Annotated in this window: 19 protein-coding genes and 1 tRNA gene; 10 read left to right on the top strand and 10 right to left on the bottom strand. The window is 65.7% G+C overall.

What is annotated here, in order from left to right; all coding sequences use genetic code 11:
- Window positions 1-13: 13 nt before the first annotated feature.
- The 3 genes from EDE12_RS12225 to EDE12_RS12215 all read right to left on the bottom strand — a co-directional run bounded on the left by EDE12_RS12225 (window position 14) and on the right by EDE12_RS12215 (window position 4,887).
- Window positions 14-2,317, bottom strand: a complete 2,304-nt coding sequence (locus EDE12_RS12225; RefSeq protein WP_024880111.1) for an EAL domain-containing protein — start codon at window positions 2,315-2,317, stop codon at window positions 14-16.
- Window positions 2,318-2,361: 44 nt separating this feature from the next.
- Window positions 2,362-3,261 carry a crotonase/enoyl-CoA hydratase family protein gene (locus tag EDE12_RS12220; RefSeq protein ID WP_024880112.1) on the bottom strand — a complete coding sequence of 300 codons (900 nt, stop codon included), beginning with the start codon at window positions 3,259-3,261 and terminating at the stop codon, window positions 2,362-2,364.
- Between the two features lie 270 nt (window positions 3,262-3,531).
- Complete coding sequence (locus EDE12_RS12215; protein ID WP_036290932.1) at window positions 3,532-4,887, bottom strand: multicopper oxidase family protein; 1,356 nt, start codon at window positions 4,885-4,887, stop codon at window positions 3,532-3,534.
- A gap of 292 nt (window positions 4,888-5,179) precedes the next feature.
- Here EDE12_RS12215 and EDE12_RS12210 point away from each other — a divergent pair.
- The 5 genes from EDE12_RS12210 (at window position 5,180) to EDE12_RS12190 (ending at window position 10,488) form a co-directional block, all read left to right on the top strand.
- A tRNA-Leu gene (locus tag EDE12_RS12210) sits at window positions 5,180-5,264 on the top strand.
- Between the two features lie 76 nt (window positions 5,265-5,340).
- Window positions 5,341-6,705 (top strand): trigger factor, encoded by a 1,365-nt coding sequence (gene tig, locus EDE12_RS12205; protein WP_026598775.1) that lies wholly within the window; start codon window positions 5,341-5,343, stop codon window positions 6,703-6,705.
- A gap of 246 nt (window positions 6,706-6,951) precedes the next feature.
- Complete coding sequence (locus EDE12_RS12200; RefSeq protein ID WP_024880115.1) at window positions 6,952-7,587, top strand: ATP-dependent Clp protease proteolytic subunit; 636 nt, start codon at window positions 6,952-6,954, stop codon at window positions 7,585-7,587.
- Between the two features lie 81 nt (window positions 7,588-7,668).
- Window positions 7,669-9,681: an acetyl/propionyl/methylcrotonyl-CoA carboxylase subunit alpha gene (locus EDE12_RS12195; protein ID WP_024880116.1), complete on the top strand. Its 2,013-nt coding sequence runs from the start codon at window positions 7,669-7,671 to the stop codon at window positions 9,679-9,681.
- A 123-nt stretch (window positions 9,682-9,804) separates the two neighbouring features.
- Window positions 9,805-10,488 carry an arylesterase gene (locus tag EDE12_RS12190; RefSeq protein WP_024880117.1) on the top strand — a complete coding sequence of 228 codons (684 nt, stop codon included), beginning with the start codon at window positions 9,805-9,807 and terminating at the stop codon, window positions 10,486-10,488.
- Window positions 10,489-10,497: 9 nt separating this feature from the next.
- Here EDE12_RS12190 and EDE12_RS12185 read toward each other — a convergent pair whose 3' ends face one another.
- On the bottom strand, window positions 10,498-11,583 hold the full coding sequence (locus EDE12_RS12185; RefSeq protein WP_026598777.1) for a 5-(carboxyamino)imidazole ribonucleotide synthase: 1,086 nt from the start codon (window positions 11,581-11,583) through the stop codon (window positions 10,498-10,500).
- Window positions 11,580-12,053: a 5-(carboxyamino)imidazole ribonucleotide mutase gene (gene purE, locus EDE12_RS12180; protein WP_036291589.1), complete on the bottom strand. Its 474-nt coding sequence runs from the start codon at window positions 12,051-12,053 to the stop codon at window positions 11,580-11,582. The genes EDE12_RS12185 and purE overlap by 4 nt, the downstream gene beginning before the upstream one ends.
- A 190-nt stretch (window positions 12,054-12,243) precedes the next feature.
- On the opposite strand from purE, the gene EDE12_RS12175 reads away from it, so the two are divergent.
- The 3 genes from EDE12_RS12175 (at window position 12,244) to EDE12_RS12165 (ending at window position 14,011) form a co-directional block, all read left to right on the top strand.
- Window positions 12,244-12,900 (top strand): hypothetical protein, encoded by a 657-nt coding sequence (locus tag EDE12_RS12175; RefSeq protein WP_024880120.1) that lies wholly within the window; start codon window positions 12,244-12,246, stop codon window positions 12,898-12,900.
- Window positions 12,901-13,003: 103 nt separating this feature from the next.
- Window positions 13,004-13,558 (top strand): TIGR02281 family clan AA aspartic protease, encoded by a 555-nt coding sequence (locus EDE12_RS12170; RefSeq protein ID WP_245275767.1) that lies wholly within the window; start codon window positions 13,004-13,006, stop codon window positions 13,556-13,558.
- A gap of 66 nt (window positions 13,559-13,624) precedes the next feature.
- Window positions 13,625-14,011, top strand: a complete 387-nt coding sequence (locus EDE12_RS12165) for a GtrA family protein (protein ID WP_026598779.1) — start codon at window positions 13,625-13,627, stop codon at window positions 14,009-14,011.
- 24 nt (window positions 14,012-14,035) lie between these two features.
- Here the strand turns inward: EDE12_RS12165 and EDE12_RS12160 are convergent, their stop codons facing one another.
- From EDE12_RS12160 to EDE12_RS12150, 3 genes are all read right to left on the bottom strand, one after another.
- Window positions 14,036-15,535, bottom strand: a complete 1,500-nt coding sequence (locus tag EDE12_RS12160; protein WP_051592493.1) for a Hint domain-containing protein — start codon at window positions 15,533-15,535, stop codon at window positions 14,036-14,038.
- 172 nt (window positions 15,536-15,707) lie between these two features.
- On the bottom strand, window positions 15,708-16,529 hold the full coding sequence (locus tag EDE12_RS12155) for a phosphosulfolactate synthase (protein ID WP_024880124.1): 822 nt from the start codon (window positions 16,527-16,529) through the stop codon (window positions 15,708-15,710).
- A gap of 72 nt (window positions 16,530-16,601) precedes the next feature.
- On the bottom strand, window positions 16,602-17,996 hold the full coding sequence (locus EDE12_RS12150) for an MmgE/PrpD family protein (RefSeq protein ID WP_026598780.1): 1,395 nt from the start codon (window positions 17,994-17,996) through the stop codon (window positions 16,602-16,604).
- Between the two features lie 170 nt (window positions 17,997-18,166).
- Between EDE12_RS12150 and EDE12_RS12145 the strand changes: the two genes are divergently transcribed.
- Together EDE12_RS12145 and EDE12_RS12140 are read left to right on the top strand one after the other, a co-directional pair.
- Window positions 18,167-18,421 carry a type II toxin-antitoxin system HicA family toxin gene (locus EDE12_RS12145; RefSeq protein WP_024880126.1) on the top strand — a complete coding sequence of 85 codons (255 nt, stop codon included), beginning with the start codon at window positions 18,167-18,169 and terminating at the stop codon, window positions 18,419-18,421.
- Window positions 18,418-18,741, top strand: coding sequence for a type II toxin-antitoxin system HicB family antitoxin (locus EDE12_RS12140; RefSeq protein WP_051465413.1), 324 nt, complete (start codon window positions 18,418-18,420; stop codon window positions 18,739-18,741). Before EDE12_RS12145 ends, EDE12_RS12140 begins: the two co-directional genes overlap by 4 nt.
- Window positions 18,742-18,753: 12 nt before the next feature.
- On the opposite strand, the gene hrpB is transcribed toward EDE12_RS12140, so the two are convergent.
- Together hrpB and EDE12_RS12130 are read right to left on the bottom strand one after the other, a co-directional pair.
- On the bottom strand, window positions 18,754-21,225 hold the full coding sequence (hrpB, locus tag EDE12_RS12135; RefSeq protein WP_026598781.1) for an ATP-dependent helicase HrpB: 2,472 nt from the start codon (window positions 21,223-21,225) through the stop codon (window positions 18,754-18,756).
- Between the two features lie 90 nt (window positions 21,226-21,315).
- Entirely contained in the window at window positions 21,316-21,693 is a 378-nt protein-coding gene (locus EDE12_RS12130) for a helix-hairpin-helix domain-containing protein (protein WP_024880129.1), read from the bottom strand.
- Window positions 21,694-21,733 lie beyond the last annotated feature (40 nt).

Here is a 21,733-nt window from a genome sequence, read left to right as displayed (position 1 = left end):
CCGGGCGCTTCCGTCAGGCGACGACCTTCAGCTTGCCGCCGCGCGCGACGCCGGAAAAGATCTGCGTCAGCTCCGCCTGCGGCTTGGCCATGCTGAACAGAAAGCCCTGCATCAGATGCACATTCTTGGCGAGCAGCAGCGCGCGCTGCTCATGCGTCTCGACGCCCTCCGCGACGAGATCTATGCCGAGTTCGGCGGTCAGCAGCGAGACCGCGCCGACGATCGCCTGCGTCTTGCTGGAGACGCTGAGCTCCGACACGAAGCTGCGATCGAGCTTCACCTTGTCGACCGGAAAACGATTTAGATAGCCGAGGCTGCTGAAGCCGGTTCCGAAATCGTCGAGCGACAGGCGGACGCCGATCGCGCGCAGCCCCGCGATCTTGGCCGCAGCGTCCTCCGTGTCCTGCATGAGCGTGGATTCGGTGATCTCGATCTCGAGCCGGCTCGGCGCCAGCCCGGCGGCGTCGAGCGCGTTGCGGACGCGCTCGATCATGTCCGGCTGCTGAAACTGCCGCGAGGAGAAATTGACCGCGACCCGCGCCGCCGAGGGCCACAGATGCGCGTCGCGACAGGCGCGGCGCAGCACCCATTCGCCGAGCTCGACGATCATCCCCGTCTCTTCGGCGATCGGGATGAAGGAGGAAGGCGGCACATAGCCCAATTGCGGATGGCGCCAGCGCGTCAGCGCCTCGCAGGTAGAAATGGATTGATCGCGCGCGTCGTAGATGGGCTGGTAATGAACCTCGAGCGCCTCGGTCCTGAGCGCCTCGCGCAGCTCGCGCTCGATGCGCCGCTTGCTGACCAGCGCATCCTCCATCGACGTCTCGAACCATATGGCCTGCCGTCGTCCGGCGGCCTTGGAATGATACATTGCGAGATCGCCGCATTTCAGCAGCCCCTCGACGGAAACGGCGTCCCGCGGCGCGATGCAGAGGCCGACGCTGGCGCCGATGACGATCGTATGCCCCTCGACGACATAGGGACGGCCGATCGCCTCTATGACGCGGCGCGCCAGCGCGTCGGCCGGCGGCGTCTCGATCGTCGGATGCATGAGGATGCAGAACTCATCGCCGCCGAAGCGCGCCACCATGTCGACCGAGCGCACGCATTCGCGCAGACGTTCGGCGACCGCGCAGAGGAGCCGGTCGCCGATCGTATGTCCGAGCGTGTCATTGACCTCCTTGAACTGATCGAGATCGATGCACAAAAGCGCGAGACTGAGCCCGCGCTTGCGAATATGCCGCAGATCGCGCTCCAGCCGCTGCTGGAACTGGAAGCGATTGGCGAGACTGGTCAAAGTGTCGAAATGCGCGATTCGCTCGATCTCGCGCGCCGCGCGTCTCTGCTCGGTCACATCCTCGACGACGGTGACGAAGGCGCCGTTGTCGGCCGGCTCGCAGCGAAAATCGAAGATGCGATCGCCGATCTCGCGAGAGAAGACGCTGGTGCGCGGCAGTGTCGAATGCGATTCCCATTGCTCGGCGAAGGCGCGCCATTCGGACTCGGGCATGTCCGCCTTTTCGGCGATCCGTCGCGCCAGCCCGGCGAGCGTCGACGGCGCGCTGCCCTCGTCTATCTGGAAAAATTCGAGCAGGCGGCGATTGACGACGGTCAGCCTCCCGTCGCAATTGCCCATGCAGAGCCCGTGGCTCATGCTGTTCAGCGCCGATTTGAAGCGGCGGCGCTGCATATTGGCGTCACGGCCGTTGCGCAGCGCGGATTCGAGATTTCCATGCAGGAATATCGTCGTCGAGCGCAACGAGACCATGACGAGGACGAATATGGAGGCGAGGCCCCAATAGCGCAGATCGTCGTGCAGCAGCGCCGCGACCGTCAGCGGCGTGCAGAGACCCAGCATTTGCGCATAGACGATTCTGGGACTTCCGGCGTTGCGTCCGGCGAGCATGCCGACGCCGCTCATCATAATGACGATGCCGTAATAGCCCCCGATCTCGTCATGATGCTCGGAGAAGAGGATCGCGACGCTGAGGCCGACCGCGGTCATGAAGCCGACGCCGCCGATCGCATAGCGAATCTCCCACAGCTGCGCGTCGCCGCGACGAACGTCGACCGGCGTCTTGGTGTGGGCATAGAGCACATAGAGCCGGTAGGCGGCGAAGCAGGCCATGATCGCCGTCAGCACGAGATAGACGTCGTGACGCGTCATCAGCCAGGCGCTCACCGGCGCGATCATCCCACCGACGAGTCCCGCGGCGAACGATCCGGGCGTGCCGAACAGCGTCTCGACGAGATCGCGATGTATCTCCTCGCGGATCTCGCTATTCTCGATGTCGCTCGCATTGACGTTCGACGACATGGAACGGTCTTTCCAGTTCGCTGCCGCCAGAGGGCGCAGCATTGTCACGCCGATCTCGGCCGCTGGCCAGAAAGCCGCCCCTGAGCGGCGACCAGCCTCTCCATATGACGCAAGTCCTGCTCGCCGATCGAAAACGAGCAATCCACCCACAGCTCGACGACACGCAGCAGCTCGTCGTGCGTGATCGGAAAGCAGTCGCGCCGCAGATCGGCGAGCGCGCGCCGCCGCAGCCAACGCTCCTCGCCGCCTTCGCACATCCATTCGAGGGCGGTCTCGCGCAGACGGTCATCGGGAGCCAGCACATCGACGACGCCGAGCTCGTGCATCTTCGATCCCGAATGGGCGGCGCCGGTTGCGATGATTTGCTCCGCGAGCGCCGCACCCAAGCGGCGCTTGAGAAAGGTGACGGCGCCCATTCCGGGGAAAGTATTGAAGGCGACCTCTGGAACGCCGAGCTTGGCGCTCTCCTCGGCAATCAGAAAATCGGTCGCCATGGCGCCCTCGAAGCCTCCGCCGAAGCATTGGCCGCGGACGGTCGAGACAGTGACGAGCGGCAGGCCGAAGGCCGATGTGAGACCATACATCACATCGATGCAGACATGAGCGTAAGTCAGCAGGCTGTCCCTGTCCCGCTTGCGGACCGAGGCCGAAAAGATCGCCAGATCGCCGCCCAGGCTGAACACGCCCGGCTTGTTCGAGTTCATGACGAAATAGCGGATCGGCCAGCGCTCGGCATAGGGCGACTGCGCGAGCGCTTTCAGCGATTCGCGCATCTCGACCGCTTCTAGGAGCATGGCGAGACTATAATGATGCGGAGCGCCGACCTTATAGTTCATCCACACCGAACGGCTCTCGGAGTCATAGGCGACTTCGAGATTCTCGAATTCCCAATCAGGAAACTCATTCGGTTTTCGAAGCTTATGCTCCAAGGCTGCCGTCGCCATGGCCACTCCGGGAGTCGATGCCACAAGTCGATCTCGCAAGTCGATGTCAGTACGCCCCGACTGGAGCCCTCGTCGCAAAACTAGCCCGAAATCGATGCGATTACATACTATTATTCGAGCTCGGTTATCGTAGAGTTACCCGGACCGGCGAGAGGTCGCCTAATGCGGCCCCGCGTGGAGCGGGCCATGTCGTGAAGCGACGCGTCATGCGGATATTGCACGCAGCCGCAGCAGCGCGCAACCGCGGGCCAGGATTCGCTGACGCTATCGTCACTTCACCTCGAACCAAGCGGCGAGGCCGGCGGCCTCGTGCTCGAGAATATCGTCATGCACCGCCCATTTGCCGGGGCTGTCGGCGACGAAGGCGACATGCTTGGTCTTGCCCGGCGGCACGACGACGCCATTGCGCCAATAGGGCTCCCAGCCATCGTCGAGATCATGCAGGAGCCGCACGCAATGGCCGTGGACATGCATGACGGCGACGACATCGGAACGATTGACGAAGCCGAGCGTCACCGGCGCGCCGCGCTTCACCTGGAACAAAGGCGGCCCGCCATAGGCCTTGCTCGGCGCGCCATTGATGCGCCAGGGGGCGCCGGGCGCGGCGGGCGGCTCCAATGTCAGATCGACCTTCTTGGCCGCCTGCAGCTTTATCTCTGTGGGCAGCAGCGGATTTTGCGGCAGCGCCGCTATGGGCGGGCGCGACGCCGCCTTTGCGCCGCGGGTGGTGAAGATCGCCAGCTCGCGGTCGGGCTCGTCCATGCCGCGCAGAATCAGCTTGCCGGCGGCGTTCTCGGCCTGCGGCAGATCGAACAGCAATTCGAATCGCGAGCCGGGCGCCGCGGGAATGGTGCGGCGCACAGGCTCGAAGGCGTCGCAGGGCTGGCTGTCCACAGCCACGACGAAGGGCTGAATATTGTCGAAGCCGACGAACATGATTCGCGCATTGGCGAGATTGGCGAGGCGCAGGCGAATGCGCGCGCCCGGCGCGAAATCGCGTCGCGCCGGCGCCGGGGCGCCGTCCACCGCCACCAGCGTTCCGATGCGCCCTGCCCCGGCGGCTGCGGCGGGAGAGGCGAAATCGCCCTCGATCGCGCCATTCTTGTCCAGCCGCCAATCGTCGAGCACGAGCAGAAGATCGGCGTCGGCCTCCAGCGGCTTGGGCTCGTCGACGACGACGAGGCCCTTCAGCCCGCGGCCGCAGAGCTCCGGCGTCGCCCCGAAAACCGACGGCCGATAGCAGAAGAGACCGGCGTCGACCAATTTGCGGCGATAGTCGAATCGCCCGCCCGGCCCGACCTCCGCCTGGGTCAGCGGCGCGACGCCGTCCATGGCGCTGTCGCCGCGCATGCCGTGCCAATGGATGGAGAGCGGCTTCTCCAAGCCATTGGCCAGACCGACCGCCAGCTCGTCGCCCTGAGCGAAGCGCAGCAGCGGCCCCGGAGCCTTCCCCTCGAATCCCCAAATCTCGGTCGCATGGGCCGGCTCCGGCAGCAGCCGCGCCGTGCCCTTGCGCGCCGCCAGCGTTTTCAGGGCGGCGGCCGGCGGCTCGGCGCGGGCGTCCAGAGAGACGAGGGTCGCGGCGACTCCGCGAACAAAGGCGCGGCGTGAGCAGTTGAACGGCATGATGGCTCCGGTTTCTCCTCGCCGGCGCATATGGCCCTAGCGGAGCCCGGCTTTCAACAGGGCGCGACCCCGCATCCCGCACGTGACATTTTCTTTAGCGCCGGCGGCGCGTCGTGCTATAGACCCCCCGCCCGAGCCGGCGCGTGGCCGCGTCCGCGCGTCGACGCCGGCATTTCGAAGCCGGCGTTTCGATTGTCGCCGCGACGTTTCGACGCCGGATGGCTCGTGGCTTCGGTCCTTTGGCGTTTCACCCGCGAGCCGGCGGCTCGTCGGGCGTTTGCGCGTCGAGGCGGCGGGCGTGGCGGAACTGGTAGACGCGCCGGATTTAGGTTCCGGTGACGCAAGTCGTGGGGGTTCGACTCCCTCCGCCCGCACCATCCGACGCGCGCCGGCGGCAGAGATTTTTTCCCGGCGTACGCCGGACTGGTCGAGATTCGAGAAGGCGAAAACGACATGCAGGTGACGCAGACCCTGTCGCAGGGCTTGAAACACGAGTTCAAAGTGGTGCTTCCGGCCGGCGACCTCGCCGCCAAGCTCGAGTCGCAGCTCGTCGAGCTGCGCGGCAAGGCGCAGATCAAGGGCTTCCGCCCCGGCAAGGCGCCCCTCTCCTATCTCAAGAAGATCTATGGCAAAGGCATAATGGGCGAGGTCCTGCAGGAGGCCGTCAACGAGGCCAATCGCAAGATCGTCGAGGACAATAGCCTGCGCGTCGCCATGGAGCCCCGCCTCGACTTCCCGACCGATCAGGCCGAGGTCGAGAAGGCGCTCGAGGCCGAGGGCGACTTCTCCTATTCCGTCGCCTTCGAGGTGCTGCCGGCGATCGAGCTCGGCGCTTTCGACGACATCGCCATCGAGCGTCCCATCGCCGAGGTCTCGGAGGAGGAGGTCCAGAAGGCGATCTCCGATCTCGCCGAGCGCATCCGCGAGTTCGAGGCGAAAGAAGGCGCCGCCGCCAAGGGCGACCGCGTCACCATCGACTTCACCGGCAAGCTCGACGGCGAGCCCTTCGAGGGCGGCACGGGCGGCGACGTCGATCTGGTGCTCGGCTCGGGCTCCTTCATCCCCGGCTTCGAGGAGCAGCTCGAGGGCGCGGCCAAGGACGAGCAGCGCGTCGTCAAGGTGAAGTTCCCCGAGGATTACGGCGTGCCGACGCTCGCCGGCCGCGACGCCGAGTTCGACGTGACCATCAAGGGCGTCTTCGGTCCCAAGGAGTTGCCGATCGACGACGCTTTCGCCAGCAAATACAGCTTCGAATCGCTCGCCGAGCTGACCTTCGCCGTGCGCGGCAATCTCGAGGCGGATTACGCCAAGGCCTCGCGCGCCAAGCTGAAGCGCTCGCTGCTCGACGCTCTCGACAAGAAATATAGCTTCGAGCTGCCCGAGGGTCTCGTCGCCCAGGAGTTCGACACGATCTGGAACCAGCTCGAGGCAGAGCGCAAGCGCTCCGGCAAGAGCTTCGAGGACGAGAACACGACGGAAGAGGCGGCGCGCGAGGAATATCGCAAGATCGCCGAGCGCCGCGTGCGTCTCGGCCTGGTGCTGGCCGAGATCGGCCAGGGCGCCGGCGTGACGGTCGAGGACAAGGACGTCACCGATGCGCTGGTCGAGCGCGTGCGCGCCTTCCCCGGCCGCGAGAAGCAGGTTTGGGACTTTTACCGCAATAACCCGCAGGCCCTCGCCCAGATTCGCGCCCCCCTCTATGAGGAGCGGGTCGTCGACCATCTGGTCACCAAGATCAGCGTCACCGACAAGTCCGTGACCAAGGAAGAGCTGCTCGCAGCCGAGGAAGACGACGATCTGGCCCAGCCCGCCGCCTGATCCGGCGCGCCGACCCGGGGCCGATTAAGGGCGGCCCCGGGGTTTCCGCCCGCCCCTTTTGCGGTTTGTGTCTGGACGGCTTGCCGCAATATGCTACCAACGAGCCAAAAGCTGGCTCGTGGCTTTCACTCCATGCGGGGGAAGGACGGCGGGTCGAAGAGGCCGCCGCGGAGCCGGGGAGCATAGAGCCCCGCTGCGTGGCGCATCGGTCGCAGGCCAGTCAAATCTAAAAAAGGCGCAAAACAGATGCGTGATCCGATCGACGTCTACAACCAATATCTGATCCCCCAGGTGATCGAGAACACGAGCCGCGGAGAGCGCGGCTTCGATATCTATTCGCGCTTGCTGCGCGAGCGAATCATCTTTCTGACCGGTCAGGTCGAGGACCATATGGCCTCGGTCATCATCGCCCAGCTCCTGTTTCTCGAGGCCGAGAATCCGAAGCGCGAGATTTTTCTCTACATCAACTCGCCGGGCGGCGTCGTGACCTCCGGTCTCGCGATCTACGACACGATGCAATACATCAAGCCCAAGGTGGCGACGCTCTGCATCGGCCAGGCGGCGTCCATGGGCTCGCTGCTGCTCTGCGCCGGCGAGGCCGGCAACCGCATCGCTCTGCCCAACGCCCGCATCATGGTCCATCAGCCTTCGGGCGGCTTCCAGGGCCAGGCCTCGGATATCCTCCGCCATGCGGAGGATATTATGAAGATCAAGCGGCGTCTCAACGAAATCTACGTCAAGCACACCGGCCGGGACTATGACACGATCGACAAGACGCTCGATCGCGATCACTTCATGTCCGCGGAGGAGGCCAAGGAATTCGGCATCGTCGACCGGGTGGAGGTCAGCCATGCCGACGATTCGACCGAGGCCAAGGCCTGACGCAGATCAAATCCCGGCGCGCCCGCTTTTCTCGCTGGTCGAGAATGGCAGGCGCGCCGTTCCGCATGTATCGGGGCGCGCATGTTTCGTAAAATCCTGATCGCCAATCGTGGCGAGATCGCTTGCCGCATCATCAAGACCGCTCGCCGCATGGGCATAAAGACGGTCGCAGTCTATTCCGACGCCGACGCAGACGCGCTTCATGTCGAAATGGCCGACGAGGCCATTCATCTCGGCCCGCCCCCTGCTGCGCAATCCTATTTGCTGATCGACAAGATCGTCGCGGCCTGCAAGGAGACCGGCGCCGAGGCCGTGCATCCGGGCTATGGCTTTCTCTCCGAGCGCGCCGCCTTCGCCAAGGCGCTGGCCGAGGCCGGAATCGTCTTCATCGGCCCCAATCCCCGCGCGATCGAGGCGATGGGCGACAAGATCGAGTCGAAGAAATTCGCCTCCGCCGCCAAGGTGAGTGTCGTTCCCGGCTATCTCGGCGTCATCCAGGACGGCGAAGAGGCGGTCCGCATCGCCAATGAGATCGGCTATCCGGTGATGCTGAAGGCCTCCGCCGGCGGCGGCGGCAAGGGCATGCGCGTCGCCTTCAAGGCCGAGGAAGTGGTCGAGGGCTTCAACCGCGCCCGTTCCGAGGCCGCCTCCTCCTTCGGCGACGACCGCGTCTTCATCGAGAAATTCATCGTCAACCCGCGCCATATCGAGATTCAGGTGCTGGGCGACAAGCATGGCAATGTGATCCACCTCAACGAACGCGAGTGCTCCATTCAGCGCCGCAATCAGAAGGTGATAGAGGAAGCCCCCTCGCCGCTTCTCGACGAGGAGACCCGCGCCGCCATGGGCGCGCAGGCCGTCGCCCTCGCCAAGGCGGTGGATTACGATTCCGCCGGCACGGTGGAGTTTGTCGCCGGCCAGGACAAGAGCTTCTACTTCCTCGAGATGAACACCCGCCTGCAGGTGGAGCATCCGGTCACCGAGCTCATCACCGGCATCGATCTCGTCGAGCAGATGATTCGCGTCGCCGCCGGCGAGCCTTTGTCGCTGCGCCAGGAGAAGGTGACGATCAACGGCTGGGCGGTGGAGAGCCGCATCTACGCCGAGGATCCGACCCGCAACTTCCTGCCCTCCATCGGCCGTCTGGTGAAATACCGCCCGCCGGAGGAGAAGCGCGAGGGTGCGATCACCGTCCGCAATGACACGGGCGTCGCCGAGGGCCGCGAGATTTCGATCCATTACGATCCGATGATCGCCAAGCTCGTCACCCATGGCCCCGACCGCCTCGCCGCGATCGACGCCCAGGGCAGCGCGCTGGATCGCTTCGTGATCGACGGCATTCGCCACAACATCCCCTTCCTCGCCTCGCTGATGCAGCATGAGCGTTGGCGTTCCGGCCAGCTCTCCACCGGCTTCATCGCGGAGGAATATGCGGGCGGTTTCGCCGCCCCGCAGCCGGATGGCGAGGTCGCCCATGTGCTGGCGACGGTGGCCGCGCTGGTCGATCACATCGGCAACGAACGCAAGCGATTGATCAGCGGCCAGCTCGGCCATGGCCGGCCGTTCGAGTTCGAGCGCGAGCGCGTCTGCTCGCTCGGCGAGCTGTCGTTCCACGTCTCGCTGGACACGCAGGGCGAGGCGCTGATCGTCCATTTCGAAGAGGAGGACGGCCGCACGCGCCGCATCTCCTCGCATTGGCGGCCGGGCGATCCCGTCTTCGAGGGGACCATAGACGGCGCCTCCATCTATGTGCAGATTCGGCCGATCCTCAACGGCTTCCAGCTCTCGCACCAGGGCGTGGCGGTGGACGCGCGCGTCTTCACCAAGCGCGAGGCCGAGCTCAACGCGCTGATGCCGAAGAAGAAGAATGTCGGCGTCTCCAAGCATCTGCTGTGCCCCATGCCCGGCCTCGTCAAGACAGTCGACGTCGTCGAGGGCCAGGAGGTGAAGGCCGGCGAGCCGCTCTGCATGGTGGAAGCCATGAAGATGGAGAATGTGCTGCGCGCCGAGCGCGACGTGACGATCAAGAAGATCGCCGCCAAGCCGGGCGACAGCCTCGCCGTCGATGCGGTGATCATGGAGTTCGCCGAGTAACGGCCAAGCCAAAGTATTGAGAAGATTTAAGAGCCCGGCGAATCCGCCGGGCTTTTTTCATGGTCGATCAACGCGCCGCCTCTACCGTCCGCTCGATTTCATTTCAGGCGTTCGAGGTGCAAAATGGCCCGTGAAATTTTCCGCTTCGGAGCCGCTCTCGGAGCCGCGATCGCGCTCGCCGCGTCGATCCATGGCTCGCCCGCGCGGAGCCAGCCGTCCTCCCCATTGAAGCTGCTGATATTGGGCGACAGTCTCAGTTCCGGCCTCGGCGTGCCGGAAGGCTATGGCTTCGGCCCGGCGCTAGCGCGGCGGCTGCGCGCCGACGGCTATCGCAATGTCGATGTCGTCAATGGCTCCATGGCCGGGGACACCACCGCCGACGCCGCCACCCGGCTCGCCTCGACGCCGCAGGATTATGACGCCGACGTCGTCATCGTCGAGCTCGGCGGCAATGATATGCTGACGCAGACCGATCCGGCCGTCGTCGCGCGCAATCTCGATTGGATACTCGACGGCTATAAGAAGCGCGGAACCCGCGTCGTCATCGGCGGCATGCTGTCCAAGCCGGAGCTCGGCTTCGTCTATAATGTGACCTTCGATCAGATCTATCCGAAGCTCGCCGCGCGCTGGGGCGCTTCGCTCTATCCCTTCTTCCTCGCGGGCGCTTTCGGCAATCCGGCGCTGATGCAGGAGGACCATATTCATCCCAATGCGGCCGGCGTCGAGCGCATCGTCGCCGGCATAGCGCCGCTGGTGGAGCGCAATCTGGCCGTGGCGGCCCGACGCAGGGTGGCGGAGGCGCGCTGATACGCCCAATCAGTCTTCCGCGAACACCCGCGTCACATGCCCCATCTTGCGGCCGGGGCGCGTCTCCTTCTTGCCGTAGAGATGGAGCGAGGCGCCCTCCTCCGCCAGCAGCTCCGGCCACTTATCGACCTCGTCGCCGATCAGATTGCGCATCTCCACGCGCGCGCCATGGCGGCGCGTCGAGCCGAGCGGCCAACCGGCGACGGCGCGCATATGCTGCTCGAATTGCGAGGTCACGGCGCCGTCCAGCGTCCAATGACCGGAGTTATGCACGCGCGGCGCGATCTCATTGACGACGAGAAGCTCGCCGCCCGTCGTCTCGACGACGAACATCTCCACCGCGATCACGCCGACATAATCGGCCGCCTCGGCGATTTTTCGCGCCATCTCGACGGAAGCCGTCGCAGTCTGCGGCGAAATCCGCGCCGGCGCGACGGTCAGCGCGAGAATATGATGCTCATGGACGTTCTCGCAGACGTCATAGGCGCGAAAGGCGCCGTCCGCGCCGCGCGCCGCCACCACAGAGACCTCGCGCGTGAAGGGCACGAAGCCCTCGAGGACGCAAGGCGCGCGGCCGAGTTGCTCGTAAGCGCCGGCGAGATCGGCGCCCTCGCGCAGCATGATCTGGCCCTTGCCGTCATAGCCGAAGCGCCGCGTCTTCAATATGGCGGGCAGGCCGAGACGCGACACGGCGGCGGCCAGCATGTCGACGCTCTCGACATTCTCGAAAGGCGCCGTCTCAATGCCGAGGCCACGGACGAAATTCTTCTCGGTGAGCCGGTCCTGCGTCAACGCCAGCACGCGCGGATTGGGCCGCACCAGCGAATGCGCCTCGAGAAAAGCCGCCGTCTGCGACGGCACATTCTCGAATTCATAAGTCACGACATCGACGGCCGCGGCGAAACCGGCGAGCGCCGTCTCGTCCTCGAAAGCGGCGATGGTGCGCGCGGCGCAGACATCGAAGGCCGGATCATCCGCCACGGGCGAATAGACATGGGCGCGCAGGCCGAGCCGCGCGCCGGCCTTGGCCAGCATGCGGGCGAGCTGGCCGCCGCCCAATATTCCGATGGTGGAGCCGGGGCGCAGACTGGTCATTTGGTTCCCGCATCGTCGCTCGGCGTCTCGGCGACCTGCTCGGTCTGGCGGCGCCGCCAATCCTTCAGCCGCGCGTCGAGTTCGGCGTCGCCGCGCGCGAGAATGGCGGCGGCGAGCAGAGCGGCGTTGATCGCGCCGGCCTTGCCGATGGCCAGAGTGCCGACGGGCACGCCCCCCGGCATCTGCACGATGGAGAGCAGCGAATCCATGCCGGAGAGCGCGGCGCTCTCGATCGGCACGCCGAGCACGGGAAGCGTCGTATGCGCCGCCGTCATGCCGGGCAGATGCGCCGCGCCGCCGGCACCAGCGACGATGACCTCGAATCCCTCCGCCTCGGCGCCTTTGGCGAAGGCGCTGAGCCGGTCCGGCGTGCGGTGGGCGGATATGATGCGCGCCTCATAGCCGACGCCGAGCGCATCGAGCGTCTCGGCGCCATGCCGCATGGTGGCCCAATCGGATTGGGACCCCATGATGATCGCGACAGGCTTCTTGGACTGCGCCACGGCTCTTCCGGCGGGCTGGAGTGCAGAAGCACAGCCCCTTAGCCGAACCGGCGGCGGGGCGCAAGCGCATGTGCGCTTCCGCGCCGGCGCCCCGAATGGCGAAGCCCGCCGGCCTCCGCTATCATCACGCGATATTGCGAGCGGTTTCGGAGGAGAAATGGACATAAAGGGGATGCAGGAGGCGCTCGCGGCGCTGAAGAGCCTGATCGCGACTGTCGGCCTCGTTCTGGCGATCGGCTTCGCCATCGTCAACGCCAATGCGATCGGCGACGGCCTCGCGGCTCTGGCGGATCGCTTCGGCGGGCTGCGCGGCGCGGAGATCGCCGGCGTCAAGCTGGATTTCGGCGAGGCGACGATCGAGCAGCGCGTGCCGCCCATGCTCTTCGAGCGGCTCGACGCCAAGGACCGTCGGCGCGTCGCCCGCGATTTGAACGCGCTGGAGCCGCGCATGGCGCTGCGGCTGCTGCAGGTCGGCCTGCTGGCCAATCTCTGCGAGTTCGACAAGCCGACGACCTCCATGATCGACGATTTCAGCACCGATCATCATCTGCAGGATCGCGGTCTCGCGTCTCTCGTCGAGAATCCGCAGATCAAGGCGAAAGTAATCGCCCAGCAGGCGAAGGCGGGCAAGAAATCCGACATAGGCGAGCCGCGCGCCTGCTACGACATCACGCTGACGGATCATGGCTGGGACGTGCGGACCGCGCTGGTGCATGTGGTGAGCGCCGGCTTCGGCTCGGCGCCGATGGTGCGTGAGCCGACGCCCGAGCAGGAGGTCGCCCAGGAGCAGCGCAGCCTCTCCAAAAAGCGCTGACACGCCCTAGTTTAAGGAAACGCCTTAAGTATTGATCAGGGTCCCCTCGCTACTCTGCCTTCCGTAGCCGGCGGTGTGTCGCCGGCATTAAGGGACCATGTCGATGTCCAGCTCCATCCTCCGCACCGCCATTGGCGGGGCGTTCATCACGCTCGTCGCATCTCAGTCGCTCGTTCATATTCTCACCCAGGTGCAGGCCAAGACCTCGCCCTACCGCCAGCAGGCCGACTATGCCGCTCCGATGCGGGCTTACGCGCCTGTCGCGCCGGCGGCGCCGCTCGCGGCGCCCGGCGAGGCGACCATCGCCGCCGATCGGCTCGGCCAATATTCCGCCAACGTCGAGATCGAAGGCCAGCGCGTCCGCATGCTGGTGGACACGGGCGCGAGCACGGTCGTGCTGTCCTATGAGGACGCCGCCGCGATCGGCTATCTGCCAACGCCCGCCGATTTCAAATACCCCGCCCAGACCGCCAATGGCGTCACCCGCATGGCGCGCGTGAAGCTGCGCGAGGCGCGGCTCGGCCAAGTGGCGCTGCGCGACGTCGACGCCTATGTCGCCGAGCGCAATGCTCTGGGAGCCAGCCTCCTCGGCATGACCTTCCTGTCGCGCCTGTCCCGCATCGAGGCGGGAGCCGGAAAGCTGGTTCTGCGTCAGTAGGCTTCTGATCTCATCCGCGGGCTCGGCCCTCTCGCGCGGGAGCGGGAAACATGCGATTGTCGGCGCATGTCGCTCCCCCGCCAGCTCTCCGTCTTCGCCCTGGTGGGCGTCATCGCGACAGCGCTGCATTATGCGGTGCTCGTCGGCCTCGTCGAGCTCGCCGCCTGGGCGCCCGTGCCGGGCGCGCTCGCCGGCTATCTCTCCGGCGGAATCGTCTCCTACATCCTCAACCGCCGTCACACTTTCGAGAGCGTGCGGCCGCATGAGGAGACGACATGGCGTTTCGCCCTCGTCGCCTTCGTCGGCTTCTGCCTCACCTATGGCTTCATGCGCCTCTTTGTGGAGAACATGGGGGCGCCCTATCTGCCGGCGCAAATCGTCACCACGGGAATTGTCTTCTTCTGGTCCTTTCTCGGCAATCGCCTGTGGACCTTCCGCGCCGGGCCGGCGTGAGCGGCCCGCCCGGCGCCTTTCTCGTCAGGCCGCCTCGCGGCGCTCCACTTCAATGGCGCAGACGTCGCGGCGTGACGGCGGCGGCGCCCATCCGCGCATCTGGTCGCAATTATAGGCGACGACCAGCATGATCTGCGCGCCGTTCAATTGCGAGAACAGAGACCGCGGCAGCGCGAGACCATCGCCCTGCGTCCAGCGCCAGGGGCGATGCTCGCCCGCCTCCTCTGGATGGAAGGATTCGGCGAGCTGCGGATGATCGAGCGAAATTCGCGCGATCTCCCGGCCATCCGTCGCCACCAGGCCGCTCAGAGAGAGGCCGAGGCGGCGCATGTCGGCGCAGAGTCCCGTGTCATCCGCCGGAACAAAGCTCGTCGAAAGCAGCCGAATGTCCTGCGCGTCGTGCGGAAATGAGAATATCGCCGAGCCTTCGGCGCGGATCGGCGAGATCTCCGCCCCATCGACGAGGAGGCGCACGCAGGGATCGAGCTCGCGCCGATAGCCCAATCGCTCCGTCCGGGCCATGAGCTGCTCGCGCACGGCCGCGATCATCGCCGCCGAAGCGAAGGGGCGGCAGAAGTCGGAGTCGAAACGCCGCTCCGACGCCGGCGAGCCTTGGATGTCGAGGAAGAAGCCGCGCTCGCCGGTCGCGCTGTAGCTCTCCGACGGAAGATTTTCGGCGATCAGAATATCGTGGCTCTCGAGCTCGACATGCCAGTAATCGACCGTCTCGACCGGGACGCGCGCGATCGTCGCGCCATTGACGAGGCTCTGCGCATGGATCAGCGCCTCGCCGACGCAATCGACGCAGAGACCATGCCCCGGCGAGACATAGAGATCGCGCGCCGGGCGATTTTCGCCGAAAGCCCCTGCTGCGATGCGCACCGGCCAGGCGTCGCGCGGCGTCGCGCGCGCTGTGCAATCGATCTTGCGATGGCCGATCCACACGATCGGACGCTCGCGCCCTTCTGTCGTAACGACGAGATCGCCGATGCGCAAATTCTCGACGGCGATATCGCCGCGCGTCGTGCGGATCAGCGTGCCGGTGACGAAGCAGGTCACGGTCGCGCTGAAATTGGTCGCGGCGAGCGGGCTCTTCTGGACGCCCGTGTCCTGAAGATAGGCTTGCTGACGCGGATCATAGTAGAGATCGACATTGGGGCCGACATAGCTGCCGTTTCCGCCGGTCTGATTGCCATTGGCGGCGGGATAATCGGTCACGAAATTGAGGCCGTTGTAGTCGACATAGGCGCCGTTCGGGCCATTGCCGCTCGGCCAAAAATGATTGTCCGCGCCCTCGGTCGATCCGCTCGGATCGACGACGCCGGTGACATTGTAGACCGTTCCATTCACGGAATAGGTCCCGCTCGCATTCGTGACAGTGTGCGAGCCGTCGGTATTCAGGGCATCGGAATATGTCAGATTGAGCGTGACGTCGATTTTGGGAGTTCCATCCGCCGCATTGGCGGGAATCGTATAATTTACTGTAGAAGTGCCCATCTTGATCACCTTACGAACCAACACCACAGAAAAACGACTTCAAATCCGAAGCATGGGAGATATCGATCTCGACCTGAACCTCGATTTAATTCGAATAATCGAAATTAACGCTTGATTTGAATCTTTTGATAAACCGCAAGTTGCAATCTATCAATCCGTTGCAACTCGTACGTCGCCTCCGCCGCGCCGCGGCCCCTCCTCACCCGCCGACGTTCTGAATGCGTCCCCAAGTGCTCTTCGTGCCCCATATGCCCTGGCGCAGCGCCTCCAATTGCACGATTTGCGAGTGGTCGACGAATAGATTGACCTCATTGCCGTAATTCTTGACGTACCATTCGAAGACCGGCGGATCGGCGGCCTCGAACATCACTTTCTCGAGCCCGAGACTGTCGATCACGCGCGCGGCGACATCGGTGCGCCAGCGCGTCACATTCTCGGTGATCCCTTCGCTCTCGATCATGATGATGTCGGCGCCGGCGTCGAGCGCGCGCTCGGCCTGCGCGATGAGCCAGGAGACGTCGCGCGTTCCCTCCGCCTCCAATTCCGCCGCCGAAGTGTCGCCGCCGGCGCCGAATTGAATGCCGACCTCGGGCTTGGCCTTCAGCCCCGCCTTCTTCACCATGCGCACCAGCCGCAGCAGGCTGTCGACCGGCAGGCTGACGAAGCCCGCCGATATCTCCACCACATCGAAGCCGAGCGATTTCACCTCTTCTATGTAGCGGTCGATCGCGTCGGGGCCGAAGCGCATCACATTCTCGAGCCAGCCGCCGGTCGAGATATAGGCGCCATGGTCATGCGCGGTCTTGTTGAAGCTCCTCACCGCCTCGGGCGGCATCAGCGCGAAAGAGCCGCCGGCATATTTCACGCCGTCGATCCATGCGCCCATGGTCTCGAAGAGATCGGCGAGATGACGCTTGCCATAGGCGCTGTAATAAGGCCCACGAATTTCGGTGAGCCCGCGCTGGCGCGGCTTGCTGGTGCGCGCGGCGCGCGGAATGAAGGAGAATGTGGTCTCGACCATGGCGTTCACCTAGCGTGCTCGAGTGCGAGCCTGAGGGCTCACGGTCCAACGCAGTCCCTGGACCGCGAGCCTTCAGGCTCGCATTCGTCGCTCCCCCTGCGCCGATCCGCCGATGCGCCCCAGCAGTCCCGTCAGCTCCGCGACGCGCCGCCGGTCGAGCGTCTCGATCACATTGGCGATGGCGTCGCGCTCGATCTCGCTCGTCTTCTCGCGCGTGACGCGATCGAATTTTCGTCGCGCCGCCTCCCAATCGAAGGGATCGGTATAGAAGCCGTGATAATCGTCGCGCGAGCAGGCGAGCAGGCGCCCATCCTCGAGCTCGATCGCGAGCCGCGCCGGCAGAAATTTCGGAAACAGAGCGGTAAGCTCCGGCGAAGCGGCGATCTTCACCTTGCGCAGCAACGTCTGCGCATCATCAGCGAGAATGCGCTGCGGCGCATATTGTTCCGGCTGCACCTCGCCGTCGATGAGCGCGACGGCGAGCATATAGGGAAGGCTGTGATCGGCCTCCTCCTTATTGCGCACCAGTCGCTTGTCGCCTTCTTCGCCGCCGCCGATGATCTGAAACGCCACCGCGAAAGTCTCGAGCCGCGCCTCGCGCACAGAAGCCGCCGAAAACCCCGGCCGCGCGCGGATGTCGAGCGCCGCATCGATCGCCGATTGCGAATGAATCTCGGCATTGTGCTTCTTGACGATGGTGCGCGTCACGCTCTCCAAATCCTCGCGCAGCCAGTCGATTTCGAAACGCCCCGCGATCGTCTCCTCAAAGCCCTTATTGCCTTCGAAGACTTCCGCCGGCCCGGTGATCCCGTGCGCGGCGAGCAGCGCCGCATGCGTCGCCGCCATTGCGGTATTGGGATAGGCTAGGCCCTTCCAATTCGAGAGCGCGCCCGTACGCGTCACGCGCAAAGCATTATTCGCGGTTCCGCTGATGGCGATGGCGTTGGCGATTTTTTCGGGCGAGAGACGCAGCGCCTTGGCGACGCCGGCAGCCGCCGCATAGGCGCCCTGCACCGTATGGTCGAAGCCGCGAGCCCGCACAGGGGCGACATCGCTCAAGCGCGTATGCACTTGATAGGCGACGGCGAGCGCCGCTAAAAATTCCGCGCCGCTGGCGTCGCGCATTTCCGCCGCCGCGAGAACGGCGCCGAGATTATCGGAAGGGTGACAGGTCTCGCCCGGCGCGAGATAGCTGTCCATGAAATCGAGATAGCGCGACAGCGCGCCATTGTAGAAGGCGGCGCGATCGGGCGCGGTCTTGCCTCCGCCGATGAGCGTCGAAATCGGCGCGCCGCCGAGCGCCAGCGTCATCTCGCGGATCGCCTTTATCGGCGCCGCGTCGAGCGCGCCTATGGCGACGCCGATCGTGTCGAGAACGCGGATTTTCAATTGCCGTAGCGCGGCCTCGCTCATCTCCTCGAGCTCCGCCCGATCGACGAATTCCGCGAGCGTCTGAACCTCGGTCATTGGCGAGATTCCTTGCAGGCTGCTTTGCCTGGCAGGCAGCTGTACCTGTCGCTGCGGCTTGCGGAATCAAGCCGTCATGGCACCATGCCCCCACGGCTTCGCCCGCGTCGTCGGCGCGAGCCTCCGCTTGCCCTTCTGGCGGTCGATACCATATTCTGGTATCGACACTTATGAACGCAAAGCATCGGCGCACATTGGAAGCGATCTACGCCCGTCCCGTCCCCCCGGACCTGCGATGGGCGGAGATCGAGAGCCTTCTGATTGCGCTCGGGGCAGAGCGTTACGAGGGGCGCGGCTCTCGCGTCCGGTTCTCGCTCGCCGGCTCCGAGGCGGTTTTTCACCGCCCGCATCCGAGACCCGAAACGGACAAGGGCGCCGTCGCCGCCGTTCGCCGCTTCCTCGAGAGCGCGGGAGTAAAGCCATGATCCTGAAGCATGACGGCTATATCGCCGAAGTGTCCTACGAAGAGGGCGACGCGTCGATGAACGGCGTCGTCGTCAACGCCCGCGCCACGCTTCATTTCGCCGGCCGGGACATTGAGGAGTTGCGCCGAGCCTTCGCCGAGACGATCGCCGATTATCGGGACTGGTGCGAGGAGCGCGGCGTCGAGCCGGACAAGCCTTATTCCGGCACGCTGTCGCTGCGCATCGCTCCCGAGCTTCACAGGCGCATAGCGGAACGAGCGGCCAAGGCCGGCGAGAGCATCAACCAGTTCATCGCCAACCGGCTAGAGGACGTCGCCTGAGCTGGACGCAACTCACGTCCCTCGCGGCTTCGCCCGCGTCGTCGGCGCCGCGCCAGCGGGATCGTCGGGCCAGGGATGGCGCGGATAGCGGCCCTTCATCTCGCGCTTCACCTCGCTCCAGGAGCCAGCCCAAAAGCCCGGCAGATCGCGCGTCGTCTGAATGGGGCGATGCGCCGGCGACAAGAGCTCCAGCGTCAAGGGAACGCGGCCCTTGGCGAGCGTCGGATGCGCAGAGAGGCCGAACAATTCCTGCACGCGCACCGATAAGAGCGGCCCATTGGCGGCAGCATAATCGAGCGCATGGCGCGAGCCGGCGGGCGTCTCAAAAAAGGCGGGCGCCTCGAGGTCGAGCCGCCGCGTCAGCTCATAGGGAAGCAGCGCCGAAAGCGCGGCGCCGAGATCATCGGCCGTTATGGCGGCGACGCTGGCGCGGCCGAGAATGAAAGGCGCGAGCCAATCTTCGACGCTCTGCGCGAGGCCTTCGTCGCTGACATCCGGCCAATCGTCACCCTCGGCGCGGCGCAGGAAAGCGATGCGGTCACGCAATTGCTCCTGCGCCTTGCTCCAAGGCAGACGCGCTACGCCGAGCCCGGCGACGCCGCGCGCGAGAATGGCCGCATTCTCCTCGCTGGCCTCGACCGAGAGATTCTGCTCGGCGAGGCGGATCGCCCCGAGCCTGCGAAAACGCCGTCGCCGCAAGCTCGCGCTCTGCGCGTCGAAAATTGTTTCGTCGCGCGTCTCGATGCGATCGGCGGCGATGCGCTCCACCTCTTCGGCCGAGAGCGCGCAAGCGGCGAGAATGCGCGCCTGCGCGGCGCGGCCGGCAGTCTCGGCAATCGCCAGAAAAGACGCCTTGGCGAGAACGTCATGCGGCGGCACAGCGGCGGCGCGGCCATTGGCCATCAGAAACTCGCCGCCCGCGCCGCGCGCTTTGGCGATGCGATCGGGATAGGCCATGGAAATGAGCGCGCCATCGGAGAGATCGGCTTCCGCCTCACGCCGGACGGCGGCTTTCGCCTGCTTGGCCCAGCTCGCCGAAAGCCGCTGCGCATCGCGGGCGCGGCGCGAGCCGTCGGAGCGGAAGCGATCGAGGCGATCCGAGAGATCGCTGGATGTCCCACCCAGCCCCCGCTCGGAGAGCAGCAGAGCGAGATCGGCGGCGCGTTCGGCCTCGCCATGGCGCGCCGCCTCCAAGATCATGCGCGCGAGGCGCGGCGCCAGCGGCAGCGAGCGGATCGCGCGGCCGGTCGCGGTGAGCGCGCCCGCCTCGTCCAGAGCGCCGAGCGCGCGCAGCAGAGCGACCGCCTCCTTCCAGGCCGGCGCCGGCGGCGGATCGAGCCAGGCGAGCTTCCCCGGATCGTCGAGGCCCCAGGAGCGCAAATCGAGGGCGAGGCCCGAGAGATCGGCGGCGAGGATTTCCGGCGCGGCGAAAGCGGGCAGCGAGACGGTCGCGGCCTCTTCCCACAGGCGATAGCAGACGCCCGCCTCCATGCGTCCCGCCCTGCCCCGCCGCTGATCGACGCTGGCCCGCGCTGCGCGCACGGTCTCGAGCCGCGTGAGGCCGAGATCGGGCTCGAAGACCGCGACGCGCGAGAGGCCGCTGTCGATGACGACGCGCACCCCTTCGATGGTCAGCGAGGTCTCGGCGATGGAGGTGGCGAGCGTCACCTTGCGGCGTCCCGGCGCAGCGGGCGCGACGGCGAGGTCCTGCTCCTTGCGATCCATCGCGCCGAACAGCGGGGCGATATCGACATCAGCGGGAAGGCGTCGCTCGCCGAGAAAATTGGCGACGCGCTGAATCTCACCCTGCCCCGGCAGGAAAACCAGAATCGAGCCCTTCTCCTCCGCCAGCGCGCGCGTCACGGCGCGGATGACGGCCTCTTCCAGGCGCTCATTGGAGTCGCGCCCGAGATAGCGCGTCTCCACAGGAAAGGCGCGGCCCTCGCTCTCGACGATTTCCGCGCCGCCCATCAACCCCGCGACGCGCGCGCCGTCGAGCGTCGCCGACATTGCGACGATGCGCAGATCGTCGCGCAGTCCCGCTTGCGCGTCGAGCGCCAGAGCGAGGCCGACATCGGCGTCGAGCGAGCGCTCGTGAAATTCGTCGAAGAGCACGGCGACGACGTCCTCGAGCATGGGATCATCGAGGATCATACGCGCGAAAACGCCTTCGGTGACGACTTCCACGCGCGTCTTCGCGGAGATTTTCGACTCCAGCCGCATGCGCAGGCCGATCGTCTCGCCGACGGATTCGCGCAGGCTCGCGGCCATGCGCGCGGCGGCGGCGCGCGCGGCGAGACGGCGCGGCTCCAGCAGAATGATCTTGCCGCCTTTCGCCCAATCGGCGTCCAGCAGAGCGAGCGGAATACGCGTCGTCTTGCCGGCGCCGGGCGGCGCCACAACGACGAGATTGCGCCCGTCGCCGAGCGCCGCCGTCACGCGCGGCAGAACCTCGTCGATCGGCAGCTTGTCGGTAAAAGCGATCAAGGAAGCGTCCGCGCGTCACAGCGTTTTCCGCTCGAACGGACCGTTCGAGCGATCAGAATTCGCTGCAAACCACCGCGCGGGGCGCGCTCACTTCTGCTTGGCGATGATCTTGTCCTTGATCTTCTCATAGACGCCTTTGGGGAGGATGTTCTTCTGATAGAGCTCGTCCTTGCCCTTATAGGGCCTCCCCTTGATGATCGCCACGGAGCGCGCCTCGCCAATGCCGTGCAGCGCGTTCAGTTCTTCCTTCGTCGCGGAGTTTATGTCGAGAAGCTCCACCGGTTTGGGAGCGGCTTCCTTGGCCGGCAGCTCCTTGGAAGGTTCCTGCGCCGGAGCCTCCGGCTGCTGCTTGGCGGGCGCGCTCTTGCCCGCTTTGGCGATGGATGTCGCAGGCGCCTGCGCCAGCGCGGCGGCGGCGAAGGTGGACAGGAAGGCGAGAAGGCAAAGGCGCAAAATATTCCGCATGACGATACCTCGCATAAGGACGCGCGGAGGGTAGCGTCTC

The organism is Methylosinus sp. sav-2 (assembly GCF_004366495.1).
In the GTDB taxonomy this organism is placed as follows: Bacteria; Pseudomonadota; Alphaproteobacteria; order Rhizobiales; family Beijerinckiaceae; genus Methylosinus.
Note: the sequence above shows the minus strand (reverse complement) of the source record. Positions and strands in the feature narration are given on the sequence as shown.

Coding starts and splice junctions, on each gene's coding strand:
- EDE12_RS12195 (WP_024880116.1), top strand. CDS start 7,669: ATGTTTCGTAAAATCCTGATCGCCAATCGTGGCGAGATCGCTTGCCGC.
- EDE12_RS12170 (WP_245275767.1), top strand. CDS start 13,004: ATGTCCAGCTCCATCCTCCGCACCGCCATTGGCGGGGCGTTCATCACG.
- EDE12_RS12150 (WP_026598780.1), bottom strand. CDS start 17,996: ATGACCGAGGTTCAGACGCTCGCGGAATTCGTCGATCGGGCGGAGCTC.
- EDE12_RS12130 (WP_024880129.1), bottom strand. CDS start 21,693: ATGCGGAATATTTTGCGCCTTTGCCTTCTCGCCTTCCTGTCCACCTTC.
- EDE12_RS12140 (WP_051465413.1), top strand. CDS start 18,418: ATGATCCTGAAGCATGACGGCTATATCGCCGAAGTGTCCTACGAAGAG.
- EDE12_RS12200 (WP_024880115.1), top strand. CDS start 6,952: ATGCGTGATCCGATCGACGTCTACAACCAATATCTGATCCCCCAGGTG.
- purE (WP_036291589.1), bottom strand. CDS start 12,053: ATGGGGTCCCAATCCGATTGGGCCACCATGCGGCATGGCGCCGAGACG.
- EDE12_RS12190 (WP_024880117.1), top strand. CDS start 9,805: ATGGCCCGTGAAATTTTCCGCTTCGGAGCCGCTCTCGGAGCCGCGATC.
- EDE12_RS12155 (WP_024880124.1), bottom strand. CDS start 16,529: ATGGTCGAGACCACATTCTCCTTCATTCCGCGCGCCGCGCGCACCAGC.
- EDE12_RS12145 (WP_024880126.1), top strand. CDS start 18,167: ATGAACGCAAAGCATCGGCGCACATTGGAAGCGATCTACGCCCGTCCC.
- EDE12_RS12220 (WP_024880112.1), bottom strand. CDS start 3,261: ATGGCGACGGCAGCCTTGGAGCATAAGCTTCGAAAACCGAATGAGTTT.
- EDE12_RS12215 (WP_036290932.1), bottom strand. CDS start 4,887: ATGCCGTTCAACTGCTCACGCCGCGCCTTTGTTCGCGGAGTCGCCGCG.
- EDE12_RS12185 (WP_026598777.1), bottom strand. CDS start 11,583: ATGACCAGTCTGCGCCCCGGCTCCACCATCGGAATATTGGGCGGCGGC.
- tig (WP_026598775.1), top strand. CDS start 5,341: ATGCAGGTGACGCAGACCCTGTCGCAGGGCTTGAAACACGAGTTCAAA.
- EDE12_RS12165 (WP_026598779.1), top strand. CDS start 13,625: ATGTCGCTCCCCCGCCAGCTCTCCGTCTTCGCCCTGGTGGGCGTCATC.
- EDE12_RS12175 (WP_024880120.1), top strand. CDS start 12,244: ATGGACATAAAGGGGATGCAGGAGGCGCTCGCGGCGCTGAAGAGCCTG.
- EDE12_RS12225 (WP_024880111.1), bottom strand. CDS start 2,317: ATGTCGTCGAACGTCAATGCGAGCGACATCGAGAATAGCGAGATCCGC.